Source organism: Pseudomonas sp. 22490 (genome assembly GCF_052044465.1).
In the GTDB taxonomy this organism is placed as follows: Bacteria; Pseudomonadota; Gammaproteobacteria; order Pseudomonadales; family Pseudomonadaceae; genus Pseudomonas; species Pseudomonas aeruginosa.
Genome location: NZ_JBQENS010000018.1, coordinates 18,643 through 31,224, shown reverse-complemented (window position 1 = coordinate 31,224; position 12,582 = coordinate 18,643). Strand labels below are relative to the sequence as shown.

Annotated in this window: 7 protein-coding genes, 1 other RNA gene and 1 pseudogene (1 of these 9 only partly in view); 7 read left to right on the top strand and 2 right to left on the bottom strand. The window is 65.9% G+C overall.

Annotated features, from left to right (window positions below):
* Nucleotides 1–65 precede the first annotated feature (65 nt).
* Nucleotides 66–1,199: an alkane 1-monooxygenase AlkB2 gene (alkB2, locus tag ACTJJX_RS19900; RefSeq protein WP_003083349.1), complete on the bottom strand. Its 1,134-nt coding sequence runs from the start codon at nucleotides 1,197–1,199 to the stop codon at nucleotides 66–68.
* Between the two features lie 180 nt (nucleotides 1,200–1,379).
* On the opposite strand from alkB2, the gene ACTJJX_RS19895 reads away from it, so the two are divergent.
* The 6 genes from ACTJJX_RS19895 (at nucleotide 1,380) to ffs (ending at nucleotide 9,692) form a co-directional block, all read left to right on the top strand.
* Nucleotides 1,380–2,039, top strand: coding sequence for a GntR family transcriptional regulator (locus tag ACTJJX_RS19895; RefSeq protein WP_003083350.1), 660 nt, complete (start codon nucleotides 1,380–1,382; stop codon nucleotides 2,037–2,039).
* 25 nt (nucleotides 2,040–2,064) lie between these two features.
* Nucleotides 2,065–5,553, top strand: a complete 3,489-nt coding sequence (gene smc / locus ACTJJX_RS19890; RefSeq protein WP_016851797.1) for a chromosome segregation protein SMC — start codon at nucleotides 2,065–2,067, stop codon at nucleotides 5,551–5,553.
* A gap of 164 nt (nucleotides 5,554–5,717) precedes the next feature.
* Entirely contained in the window at nucleotides 5,718–6,587 is an 870-nt protein-coding gene (zipA, locus tag ACTJJX_RS19885) for a cell division protein ZipA (RefSeq protein WP_003083352.1), read from the top strand.
* 90 nt (nucleotides 6,588–6,677) lie between these two features.
* Complete coding sequence (ligA, locus tag ACTJJX_RS19880; protein WP_003114675.1) at nucleotides 6,678–9,062, top strand: NAD-dependent DNA ligase LigA; 2,385 nt, start codon at nucleotides 6,678–6,680, stop codon at nucleotides 9,060–9,062.
* A 45-nt stretch (nucleotides 9,063–9,107) separates the two neighbouring features.
* Nucleotides 9,108–9,485 carry a hypothetical protein gene (locus tag ACTJJX_RS19875; RefSeq protein ID WP_003083354.1) on the top strand — a complete coding sequence of 126 codons (378 nt, stop codon included), beginning with the start codon at nucleotides 9,108–9,110 and terminating at the stop codon, nucleotides 9,483–9,485.
* Between the two features lie 110 nt (nucleotides 9,486–9,595).
* Nucleotides 9,596–9,692, top strand: an RNA gene (gene ffs, locus ACTJJX_RS19870) — signal recognition particle sRNA small type.
* Between the two features lie 46 nt (nucleotides 9,693–9,738).
* On the opposite strand, the gene ACTJJX_RS19865 is transcribed toward ffs, so the two are convergent.
* Nucleotides 9,739–10,605, bottom strand: a complete 867-nt coding sequence (locus tag ACTJJX_RS19865; RefSeq protein WP_003122917.1) for a substrate-binding periplasmic protein — start codon at nucleotides 10,603–10,605, stop codon at nucleotides 9,739–9,741.
* Nucleotides 10,606–10,641: 36 nt separating this feature from the next.
* Between ACTJJX_RS19865 and dnaX the strand changes: the two are divergent.
* Nucleotides 10,642–12,582 (top strand): annotated as a pseudogene (gene dnaX / locus ACTJJX_RS19860) (DNA polymerase III subunit gamma/tau) (it continues 106 nt past the right edge of the window).

Below are 12,582 nucleotides of genomic sequence, written 5' to 3'. Positions count from 1 at the left end.
GGTCAGTCAGTTTGCCCATAAACGAAAACGGCACCCGAAGGTGCCGTTTCCCAGGGGCGGGACGCTCAGATGCGCTGGGTGTCGGTAAGCTGGTATTCCTCGCCGGCATAGTAGGCGCGCACCTTCGGGTCCATCACCGCGCGCCAGAGCGGTGGGAACAGGGCGAGGACGATCATCCCGGCGTAGCCGTTGGGCAGTTGCGGGCTGCTGTCGTAGTGGCGCAGCACCTGGTAGCGGCGCTTGGCGTAGGCATGGTGGTCGGAATGGCGCTGCAGGTGGAAAAGGAACAGGTTGGTCAGGAGGAAATTGCTGTTCCACGAGTGTTCCGGCGTGGTGCGTTCGTAGCGGCCGTTGTCCAGGCGCCGCCGATGCAGGCCGTAGTGCTCGACGTAGTTGACGATCTCCAGCAGGGTGAAGGCCATCACCGACTGGCCGAGGAAGAAGATCGCTCCCAGCCAGCCGAAGGCCAGGCTGAAGCCGAGCAGGAAGAGGGCGCTGATGGCGTACCACCAGATCAGCTCGTTGCGCCAGTGCAGGGCCGGCAGGCCCTTGCGCTTCAGGCGCTCGGCCTCCAGGCGCCAGGCGTTGAGGAAGTTGTGCTTGTAGGCGTGCGGGAGGAACGAGTAGAGGCTCTGGCCGTAGCGCGAGGACGAGGCATCTTCCGGGGTCGAGACGTGTACATGGTGGCCGCGCACGTGTTCGACCTTGAAGCCGGCATAGCACACCGCTGCCAGCAGCAGGCCGCCGGCGTTCTGTTCCAGTTGCGGGTCCTTGTGGATCAGTTCGTGGGAGACGGTGATGCCGATGGCGCCCATCACGGTGCCCACCGACAGGATCCAGCCCAGTTGGCCGACCCAGTCCCAGCGGGTCTCGTGGGCGAGGATCCAGCCGGACCAGACGAGCATGCCCAGCAACAGCGGGACGGTGGCCAGGGACAGTACGCGGTAGTAGCCCTGTGCTTCCATCTCCGGCACTTCGCTGGCTTCCTCGGGGTTGGCCGGATCGCGGCCGACGATGGCATCGAGGATCGGGATCAGCCCGAACACCACGCTGATCACCAGCCAGGGCCAGGCGTTGGGGTAGTCGCTACCGAGCGACCACCAGTAGCTGAGCGGGATGCCGAGCACCGCGATCAGCCAGATCCAGTAGCCGTACTTTTTCAGACGCAGCATCCAGGCAGAGGAAAGCGAGGCAAACATGGGAAGTCCTCGTATTTATCTTGTTAGATTGTCTGACAATTGTCCTCCCTTGGCCGGCCTGCCCCATCCCAACCTTCGTTCTGTCCGCCGCTTCGCCGGGAAGCCGGCGGGGTAACGCCCTGTGTTACACTTCCCATCCATATACCCCCGGAAAACGCGCCCCTGGATAAAAGGATCACCATGACGTTCAAGGCCCCGGACAGCCTGGCAGAGCAGATCGCCCACCACCTCGCGGAACGCATCATCCGGGGAGAACTCAAGGAACGGGAACGTATCCAGGAGCAGAAGGTCACCCAGACCCTCAACGTCAGTCGCGGCTCGGTCCGCGAGGCGCTGCTGATTCTCGAACGCCGCCACCTGGTGAACATCCTGCCGCGCCGCGGCGCCCAGGTGTCCGAACTGTCCCCGCAACATGTGGAAAGCCTCTACGCGCTGATCGTGCAGCTCTACATCCTGCTGGCGGAAAGCGTCGCCCGGCGCTGGCGCAGCGAAGCCGAGCTGGCACCGTTCCTGGTCATCCAGCAGCGCCTGCTGAACAACCTGGCGCAAAGCGATATCGACGGCTTCGTCGAGGCCAGCTTCGACATCATGCGCGCGGCCTTTCCTTTCGCGAACAATCCCTACCTGCAGGAGACCGTCGAAAACCTGCTGCCGGCGGTGAGTCGCGCCTACCACCTGGCGCTGGAACGGCGCAAGGCGGAAATGAACCAGTTCCTCGGCAGTTTTGCTCAGCTCCTGCAAGCGGTGATCGCCCGTGACGAGGCGAGGATCCGCGAGGTCCTGCTGGAATACGGCCGCCACAACTGCCAGCTGGTGCTGGCCGCGCTCGCCGAACGCTGATGGCGACCCTGGCGGGAGCGCACGCATGCGCCTGAAGAGCATCAAGCTGGCGGGGTTCAAGTCCTTCGTCGATCCGACCACGGTGAACTTCCCCAGCAACATGGCGGCAGTGGTAGGGCCGAACGGCTGCGGCAAGTCGAACATCATCGACGCGGTGCGCTGGGTGATGGGCGAAAGCTCGGCGAAGAACCTGCGCGGCGAGTCGATGACCGATGTCATCTTCAACGGCTCGAATACCCGCAAGCCGGTGAGCCAGGCGAGCATCGAGCTGATCTTCGACAACGCCGAGACCACCCTGGTGGGCGAATACGCCCAGTACGCCGAGATATCCATTCGCCGGCGGGTCTCGCGGGACGGGCAGAACACCTATTTCCTCAACGGCACCAAGTGCCGGCGGCGCGACATCACCGACATCTTCCTCGGCACCGGCCTGGGGCCGCGCAGCTACTCGATCATCGAACAGGGCATGATCTCCAAGCTGATCGAGGCGCGTCCGGAAGACCTGCGCAACTTCATCGAGGAAGCCGCGGGTATTTCCAAGTACAAGGAGCGCCGCCGCGAAACCGAAAGCCGCATCCGTCGGACCCAGGAAAACCTGGCACGCCTCACCGACCTGCGCGAAGAGCTGGGGCGGCAACTGGAACGCCTGCACCGGCAGGCCCAGTCGGCGGAAAAATACCAGGAGCACAAGGCCGAGGAGCGCCAGCTCAAGGCCCAGCTGGGTGCCGTGCGCTGGCGCGACCTGAACGAGCAGGTCGGTCAGCGCGAGCGGGTCATCGGCGACCAGGAGGTCGCCTTCGAGGCCCTGGTAGCCGAGCAGCGCGGTGCCGATGCCGGCATCGAACGGCTGCGCGACGGCCATCACGAGTTGTCCGAACGCTTCAACCAGGTGCAGGCACGCTTCTATTCGGTCGGCGGCGACATCGCCCGGGTCGAGCAGAGCATCCAGCATGGCCAGCAGCGCCAGCGCCAGTTGCAGGACGACTTGCGCGAAGCCGAACGGACCCGCCAGGAAACCGAATCGCACCTCGGGCACGACCGTACCTTGCTCGCGACCCTGGCTGAGGAAATGGCCATGCTCGCACCGGAACAGGAACTCAGCGCGGCCGCCGCGGAAGAAGCGGGCATCGCCCTGGAACAGGCCGAGCAGGGCATGCAGGCCTGGCAGCAGCAGTGGGATGCCTTCAACCAGCAGAGCGCCGAACCCCGCCGCCAGGCCGAGGTGCAGCAGTCGCGCATCCAGCACCTGGAGCAGAGCCTGGAGCGCCTGCAGGATCGCGAGCGGCGCCTGCAGGAGGAGCGTGGCCAGTTGGCGGCCGACCCCGAGGACGCGGCGATCCTCGAACTCAACGAACAGGTGGCGATCGCCGAACTGGCCCTGGAAGAACTGCAATTGCAGGAGCAGGGCCAAGCCGAGCGACTCGAACAATTGCGCCAGGAATTGCAGCAACTGGCCGCCGAACAGCACCAGGCGCAGGGCGAGTTGCAGCGCCTGAACGGGCGCATCGCTTCGCTGGAGGCCCTGCAGCAGGCCGCTCTCGATCCCGGACAGGGCGCCTTGGAGTGGTTGCGCGAGCAGGGCCTGGAACAACGTCCGCGCCTCGCCGAAGGCTTGCGTGTCGAGCCGGGTTGGGAGCTGGCGGTGGAGACCGTGCTCGGCGCGGATCTGCAGGCGGTCTTGCTGGACGGCTTCGACGGGCTCGCCCTGGCCGGCTTCGGCAAGGGCGAGCTGCGCCTGCTCAGCCCCGCTCGCGGAGCCGCGACGGCGGCCGGTTCGCTGCTGGACAAGGTCCGCGCCGACGCCGACCTGAGTCCCTGGTTGGCCCGGGTGAAACCGGTGGAGACCCTGGAACAGGCGCTCGCCCAGCGCGGCGCCCTGGACGACGGCGAGAGCCTGATCAGTCGCGATGGCTACTGGGTCGGCCGGCACTTCCTGCGGGTCCGGCGCAGCGACGAGGCCCAAGGCGGCATGCTCGCCCGCGCCCAGGAACTGGAGGCGTTGCAGGAGCGGCGGGAGGCCCTGGAAACCCGTGTCGCCGAAGGCGAGGAGCGTCTGGCTGCGGCCCGCGACGAGCAGCGCGAGCTGGAAGGCGCGCGCGAGCAGGTGCGGCGCCAGGTCCAGGAGGAGGGGCGCCGGCACGGCGAGCTGAAGGCGCAGTTGTCCGCGCAGCAGGCCAAGGTCGAGCAACTGGTACTGCGTCGCCGCCGTCTCGACGAAGAAGTGGCGGAACTGGCCGAGCAGCGCGCGCTGGAACAGGAGCAACTGAGCGAGGCGCGCCTGACCCTGCAGGAAGCGCTGGATAGCATGGCGCTGGACACCGAGCGCCGGGAATCCCTGCTGGCGGAGCGTGACGCCCTGCGCGAACGGCTCGACCGGATTCGCCAGGATGCCCGCACCCACAAGGACCATGCGCACCAGTTGGCGGTGCGGGTCGGCTCGCTGAAGGCGCAGCACAATTCCACCCAGCAGGCCCTGGAGCGCCTCGACCAGCAGTCGGCGCGCCTCAACGAGCGTTGCGAACAGCTCAACCTCAATCTGGAGGAGGGGGCGGCACCGCTGGAAGAGCTGCGCATGAAGCTCGAGGAGTTGCTGGAGCGGCGGATGGCCGTCGAGGACGAACTCAAGCAGGCGCGGCTGGCCCTGGAAGACGCCGATCGCGAACTGCGCGAGGTGGAGAAGCGCCGCGGCCAGGCCGAGCAGCAATCGCAACTGCTGCGTGGCCAGCTGGAGCAGCAGCGCCTGGAGTGGCAGGGGCTGGTGGTGCGGCGCAAAGCCTTGCAGGAGCAGCTCGCCGAAGACGGCTACGACCTGCATACGGTACTGGCCAACCTGCCCCTGGATGCCAGCGAACGCGATTGGGAGGAGCGTCTCGAGAGTCTCGCGGCGCGCATCCAGCGTCTGGGGCCGATCAACCTGGCGGCGATCGAGGAGTACCAGCAGCAGTCCGAGCGCAAGCGCTACCTGGACTCGCAGAACGACGACCTGGCCGAAGCGCTGGAGACGCTGGAAAACGTCATCCGCAAGATCGACCGGGAAACCCGCAATCGTTTCAAGGAAACCTTCGACCAGATCAATGCTGGCCTTCAGGCATTGTTCCCGAAGGTATTCGGCGGCGGTACGGCATATCTGGAACTTACCGGCGAAGATCTACTCGATACCGGTGTGGCGATCATGGCGCGCCCGCCGGGCAAGAAGAACAGCACCATCCACTTGTTGTCCGGCGGGGAAAAGGCGCTGACCGCGCTGGCGCTGGTATTCGCCATCTTCCAGTTGAACCCGGCGCCGTTCTGCATGCTCGACGAAGTCGATGCGCCATTGGACGATGCCAACGTCGGACGTTATGCGCGATTGGTGAAGGAGATGTCGGAAAAGGTGCAGTTCATCTATATCACCCACAACAAGATCGCCATGGAAATGGCCGATCAGTTGATGGGCGTGACCATGCATGAGCCGGGCTGTTCACGGCTTGTTGCAGTTGACGTGGAAGAGGCGGTCGCATTGGCTGAAGCCTGAGTGTCAGGCAGTGTAAACTTGTGCATGGGCATGTTAGTTTAATGGCCACTTTTTGTATCGCGTGGGAAAGTTCTGTCAGAACAAGGTTGGCTCCACGTTTCAAGGGACAGGACGTCCTTTTTTCATTTTTTATTCACCATTTTCACTAGGGGCTACGGAATTACATGGATATCGGTCTGCGCGAATGGCTTATCGTTATCGGGCTTATCGTGATCGCCGGCATTCTCTTCGACGGTTGGCGGCGGATGCGGGGCGGCAAGGGCAAGTTGAAGTTCAAGCTCGACCGCAGTTTCGCCAATCTGCCGGACGACGACGGCGACTCGGCTGAACTGCTGGGGCCGGCGCGCGTGGTCGAGCATCGCGAGCCATCCTTCGACGAACAGGACCTGCCCAGCGTCAGCGCCCGCGAAGCCAAGGAACGCAAGGGCGGCAAGCGCCAGGAAGAGCCGCGCCAGGGCGATCTGGACCTCGACGAGGGGCTGGCCCTGGAGGCGGACCCGAGCGATGCCGCCGAGACGGTGGAGCCGCGCAAGGGCAAGTCGAAGGGCCGCAAGGAGAAAGAGCGGGAGAAAGCCCCTGCGGTTGCTGCCGAACCTGCCCCGGTCGACGAGGTGCTGATCATCAACGTCATCGCCCGCGACGAGAGCGGCTTCAAGGGGCCGGCATTGTTGCAGAACATCCTCGAGAGCGGCCTGCGCTTCGGCGACATGGACATCTTCCATCGCCACGAAAGCATGGCCGGCAATGGCGAGATCCTGTTCTCCATGGCCAATGCGGTGAAACCGGGCACTTTCGACCTGGACGACATCGACAACTTCAGCACCCGCGCCGTGAGCTTCTTCCTCGGCCTGCCGGGGCCGCGCCATCCGAAGCAGGCCTTCGACGTGATGGTTGCCGCCGCTCGCAAGCTGGCCCACGAGCTGAACGGCGAGCTGAAGGACGAGCAGCGCAGCGTGTTGACCGCCCAGACCATCGAGCACTACCGCCAGCGCATCATCGACCATGAGCGTCGCAGCCTGATGCAGAAGCGCTGATCCGGCCACAGCCCCTTTCTTCGTACGGGAGGGGGCGAACTACTCTATAGAGCAGCCGAGGCTGCTCTTTTCGTTTCACGGACTCCCACCATGACCGACACCCAGGCTGCCGCCGAACGCATCGCGCAACTGCGAACCGAACTGGACACCCACAATTACCGTTACTACGTGCTCGACGAACCGAGCATTCCCGACGCCGAATACGATCGCCTGTTCCGCGAGTTGCAGGCGCTGGAGGCCGAGTACCCGCAACTGCTGACGCCCGACTCGCCGACCCAGCGGGTCAGCGGCACGCCGGCCTCGGCGTTCGGCGAAGTGCGCCATGAGATCCCCATGCTCAGCCTTGGCAACGCCTTCGAGGAGCAGGACCTGCTGGACTTCGACCGCCGCGTACGCGAAGGACTGGCCGACCTGTTGCCTGGCGGCGACCTGCTCGGCGGTGGCGCGGAGGTCGAGTACAGTTGCGAGCCGAAGCTGGACGGCCTGGCCGTCAGCCTGCTCTACGAACGCGGCCAACTGGTGCGCGGCGCCACCCGCGGCGATGGCAGCACCGGCGAGGACATCACCAGCAACGTACGCACCATTCGCAACGTACCGCTGAAGCTGCACGGCGAAGGCTGGCCGGAGATCCTCGAAGTGCGCGGCGAGGTGTTCATGTCCAAGGCCGGTTTCGAGGCGCTCAACGCCAAGGCCGTGGAAACCGGCGGCAAGACCTTCGCCAACCCGCGCAACGCGGCGGCCGGCAGCCTGCGCCAGCTGGATTCAAAGATCACCGCCAGTCGCCCGCTGGAATTCTGTGCCTACGGCTTCGGCCAGGTCAGCGGGACGCTGCCGGACACCCAGGTGGGCATCCTCGAGGCGTTCCGCGGCTGGGGTATCCCCATCAGTCGCGAGCTGCGCCTGGTCAAGGGCGCCCAGGCCTGCCGCGACTACTACGACGACATCGGTCGCCGACGCGATGCGCTGGCCTACGAGATCGACGGCGTGGTGTTCAAGGTCAACCGCATCGCCTTCCAGCGCGAACTGGGCTTCCGCGCGCGCGAGCCGCGTTGGGCGATCGCCCACAAATTCCCCGCGCGCGAGGAGCTGACCGAGCTGCTGGGTGTCGAGTTCCAGGTCGGCCGCACCGGCGCCGTGACCCCGGTGGCACGCCTCAAGCCGGTGCAGGTGGCCGGCGTCACGGTGTCCAATGCGACCCTGCACAACATGGATGAAGTCGCCCGCCTGGGCCTGCGCATCGGCGATACGGTGGTGATCCGCCGTGCTGGCGATGTGATTCCGCAGGTCATGCAGGTGGTGCTCGAGCGCCGCCCGGCGGATGCGCAGGCTATCGAGGTGCCCGAGCATTGCCCGGTCTGCGGCTCGGCCGTGGAGCGGACCCAGTTGGTCAAGCGCAGCAAGGGCAAGGAGTCGATCAGCGAGGGCGCCATCTATCGCTGCGTCGGCCGCCTCTCCTGTCAGGCGCAGTTGAAGCAGGCGATCATCCATTTCGTATCGCGCCGGGCAATGGACATCGACGGTCTTGGCGACAAGATCGTCGAGCAACTGGTGGATCGCGGGCTGGTCGCCTCGCCGGCGGATCTCTATACCCTGACCTATGAACAGGTGTTCGAGCTGGAAGGGTTCGCCGAGCTGTCCACCAACAACCTGCTGACGGCCATCGCCGATAGCCGCAAGCCTTCGCTGGCGCGCTTCATCTTCGCTCTGGGGATTCCCGACGTCGGCGAGGAAACCGCCAAGCTGCTGGCGCGTTCGCTGGGTTCGCTCGAGCGGATCGGCAAGGCGCTCCCGGAAGTGTTGACCTACCTGCCGGACGTCGGCGCCGAGGTAGCCTACGAGATCCACAACTTCTTCGCCGACGAGCACAACCGCCAGGTGATCGCCCAGTTGCGCGATGCCGAACATGGCGTGCAGTTGCAGGAAGAGGGCGAGGTCGCCGCGGAGTTCGCCGCTTGTGCCTCGCTGGCCGGTTTCATCGACAAGCTGAACATTCCCTTCATCGCCGCCACCGGCGCGGAAAAGCTGGCCAGCCGCTTCGGTTCGCTCGACGGCATCATCCGCGCCGACTGGCTCGATCTACGCCAGGTGGAGCGTCTGCCCGAGCGAGCGGCGAAAAGCCTGCGCGATTTCTTCGACGAGCCGGCCAACGTGCAGCGTGCCCTGGCCATCGAGGCGCAGTTGCGTGAGTTCGGCATGCATTGGCAGAGCGAGCGCAAGGCGGTCGAAGGCCTGCCTCTGGCCGGGCAGACCTGGGTGCTGACCGGCACCCTGGAGGCGATGAGCCGGGACGTGGCCAAGGACAAGCTGGAAGGGCTCGGCGCCAAGGTGGCCGGCTCGGTGTCGGCCAAGACCCACTGCGTGGTCGCCGGGCCCGGCGCCGGCTCGAAGCTGGCCAAGGCCAACGAGCTGGGCGTGAAGGTGCTCGACGAAGACGGCCTGCTGAAACTGTTCGACGAGCACGGCGTCGCCCGCTGAAGCGGCGGCGCTGCTGCGAAAGATTTCCGAAGACTGGAGTTAACGATGGACAAGGCAAGAAAGCAGCGGTTGCTGGGCGTGCTCGCATTGGTGGTGCTGTTCGGCGCCTACGTGGGTTGGAGCGAGCGGCCGCGCATCCTGCTGCATTACAGTGGCCAGGCTTCGGCGCCGATCGCCTACAGCTACAAGGAGCAGGGCGTGGAAACCTTCTCCGGGGAGATCCGGCCCGGCCAGGTCCGCGAGTTTCCGGTGAAGCTGTTCGGCGGCAGCGATTACCGGATCGCCTTCTCCTTCCATCGCGGTGAGGAGAAGTATGCGTCGTTCAGCACCAAGCCGGGCTGGGGCACCCTGGACCTGTATGTCGATACCGAGCTGAGCGTATCGACCCAGCCGCCGCCGGAGGGTCTGATCCAGCAGCAATGAACCGCTTTCGCGAAATGGATTGCAAACGTAAGTGCTTGAAGTGGTTGTAACTTACGCGCAAGCCGGTAGAATGGCGCGGCCTACCCGAGGGTAGGCTGCAATGGTGGCCCTGTCGGTCCCCCCGCAACGATTACCCGTCAACCTGGTCAGGTCCGGAAGGAAGCAGCCACAGCGGGAACATCGTGTGCCGGGGTGTGGCTGGCGGGGCCGCCTCCATTTCAGGCCCGCCATTTTCCGCACGCCGCCGCCGCTCTTATCGGTAGCGCTGCAGTATCTCCTCGATCTCTCCGCTGCGCTTCATTTCCTCGAACGTCTTCAGTATCGCTTCCACCGGAACCTCTGCGGAGTCCCGCACCATGCAGCTCACCGCCGTCTCTTCGAGCTGCGCGGCTTCCTGGAGTGGCGGCTGCCCCGGCGCCTGGCGGTTGCTCCAGTGCAGCGACAGTTGATGGCTGACCGCGTAGCGGTAGCGGCCGGCGCGCAGCTTTTCCAGCACCAGATCCTGGGTGCGCGCATCGTCGCGGCGCAGTCGGCCGATGTCGAACAGCGCTTGCAAGCGGGGATAACTGTAGCCAAGGACGGTACCGATACGCTGGGCCGGCAGCGCCTCGGGAATCGGCGCGAAGCCTTCGCGGGCGACCAGGATGTCGCGTTGCACCAGCAGCGCGACGCTCCAGCGATAGCCGGGGAAGTCGTGGCTGAGCCAGGCGGGGCTGATGTAGCAGCGGACATCGATTTCGCCAGCGTTCATCGCCTGCTCGATGCGCCCGCGCGGGTAGGGGTGGTAGAGCGCCTTGCGGCCGACCTGCCGGGCAAGGGAGCGGGTGATGTCGTAGACGATGCCGTCGATCGGCTGGCCCCGTTGCAGGCGGACCAACGGCATGCTCCAGCTTTCCATCACCGAGAAGCGCAATGGCGTCGCGTCGGTCTCCACGGCCGTCGCTGGCAGGGCCGCGAGCAACTGCAGCAGGAGCAGCGCAGGTGCGCCGAAATGAGGCATGAACGATGTCAGGGAAGGTAGAGTCATTGCCACCGACGAGGGCTGCTGAAGGGCCAGGGGAATTCTTAGCACGCAGTTTGCCAAGTCGGCGAGCGCAGAAGGGGTAAATTGCGCTAGCATTGGCCGACTTGTGCTTCCCTTCTGCGACGGTTTTCGATGAGTTATCAAGTTCTTGCGCGTAAATGGCGTCCCCGTTCCTTCCGTGAAATGGTCGGCCAGACCCATGTGCTCAAGGCTCTGATCAACGCCCTGGACAACCAGCGGCTGCACCATGCCTACCTGTTCACCGGTACCCGCGGGGTCGGCAAGACCACCATCGCGCGGATCCTGGCCAAGTGCCTGAACTGCGAGACCGGGGTCAGCTCCACGCCGTGCGGCGAATGCTCGGTCTGTCGCGAAATCGACGAAGGCCGCTTCGTCGACCTGATCGAAGTGGACGCCGCGAGCCGGACCAAGGTCGAGGATACCCGCGAGCTGCTCGACAACGTGCAGTACTCGCCGACCCGCGGACGCTACAAGGTCTACCTGATCGACGAAGTGCACATGCTCTCGTCGCACAGTTTCAATGCGCTGCTCAAGACCCTCGAGGAGCCGCCGCCGCACGTCAAGTTCCTGCTGGCCACCACCGACCCGCAGAAGTTGCCGGTGACCATCCTCTCGCGCTGTCTGCAGTTCTCCCTGAAGAACATGCCGCCGGAGCGGGTGGTCGAGCACCTGACCCACGTGCTCGGAGCCGAGAACGTGCCCTTCGAGGATGACGCCCTGTGGTTGCTCGGGCGCGCCGCCGACGGCTCGATGCGTGACGCCATGAGCCTGACCGACCAGGCCATCGCCTTCGGCGAGGGCAAGGTGCTGGCCGCAGACGTGCGGGCGATGCTCGGTACCCTCGATCACGGCCAGGTCTATGGCGTGCTCCAGGCCTTGCTGGAGGGCGATGCGCGCGCCCTGCTCGAAGCGGTGCGCCACCTGGCCGAGCAGGGGCCGGACTGGGGCGGCGTGCTTGCCGAAATACTCAACGTGCTGCACCGCGTCGCGATCGCCCAGGCCCTGCCGGAAGCGATCGACAATGGCCAGGGCGACCGCGAGCGGGTGCTGGCCCTGGCCCAGGCGTTGCCGGCGGAAGACGTACAGTTCTATTACCAGATGGGCCTGATCGGCCGCCGCGACCTGCCGCTGGCGCCCGATCCGCGTAGCGGCTTCGAGATGGTGTTGCTGCGGATGCTCGCGTTCCGCCCGGCGGACGCCGACGGCGCGACGAGGACGCCGCTAAAGGACCTTGGGATCAGCAAGGCCACGACTGATCCCGCCAACTCCCCCGTGGCCGGCGCGGCCTCGCCTGCGCCGGTCGCTACCGTTGCTCCCGCGCCTGTCGTGGCTGCGCCCGTCGAAGCCCCGGCTGCCCCGCCGGCAGCGCCATCCGCGCCGCCGGCGGCGATCGAGGCGCGCGTCACGGAAGCGGTTGTCGAAGAGCCCGCCGCCGCGGCAGAGGTCGTCGACTTGCCCTGGGAAGAGCCGGCGCCGAGCCTCGCTGCCGAGCCCGAGCCCGAGCCCGAGCCCGAGCCCGAGCCCGAGCCCGAGCCCGAGCCCGAGCCGCTAGCCGTGGACGCTCCCTCGATCCCTCCGGCAGTGGCGGTCGAGGCGGTGGTGGAAACCGTTCTGGAAGCCCTGCCGGCTGCGTTGCCGGTAGCACCTGACGAGCAGGACGAGCAGGACGACGAGCCACCGCCCGCAGACGACTACTACGAAGTCGACATGGATACCCTGGCCTACCTGGATGCCGCGCCCGAGCCTGACGTGGTCGTGGTGGAGGAGCCGCTGCCGGCGGCGAAGCCGGCCACCGGCCTGGCCGCGGAGTGGCTGGAGCTGTTCCCGCGGCTCGGCCTCGGCGGCCTGACCGCCAGCATCGGTGCCAACTGTACGCTGGTAGCTGCCGACGGCGACCACTGGCATCTGCATCTCGATCCGGGCCAGAGCGCGCTGTTCAACGCCACCCAGCAGCGGCGGCTGAACGATGCGCTGAACCAGCACCTGGGGCGCACCCTCAAACTGGAGGTGACCCTGCAGAAGCCTGAGCAGGAGACCCCGGCCCAGGCAGCG

Bases quoted from the DNA above. Each gene is read 5' to 3' on its own strand.
- zipA (WP_003083352.1), top strand. From the start codon at position 5,718: ATGGATATCGGTCTGCGCGAATGGCTTATCGTTATCGGGCTTATCGTG.
- ACTJJX_RS19895 (WP_003083350.1), top strand. From the start codon at position 1,380: ATGACGTTCAAGGCCCCGGACAGCCTGGCAGAGCAGATCGCCCACCAC.
- ACTJJX_RS19865 (WP_003122917.1), bottom strand. From the start codon at position 10,605: ATGCTAGCGCAATTTACCCCTTCTGCGCTCGCCGACTTGGCAAACTGC.
- ACTJJX_RS19875 (WP_003083354.1), top strand. From the start codon at position 9,108: ATGGACAAGGCAAGAAAGCAGCGGTTGCTGGGCGTGCTCGCATTGGTG.
- smc (WP_016851797.1), top strand. From the start codon at position 2,065: ATGCGCCTGAAGAGCATCAAGCTGGCGGGGTTCAAGTCCTTCGTCGAT.
- alkB2 (WP_003083349.1), bottom strand. From the start codon at position 1,199: ATGTTTGCCTCGCTTTCCTCTGCCTGGATGCTGCGTCTGAAAAAGTAC.
- ligA (WP_003114675.1), top strand. From the start codon at position 6,678: ATGACCGACACCCAGGCTGCCGCCGAACGCATCGCGCAACTGCGAACC.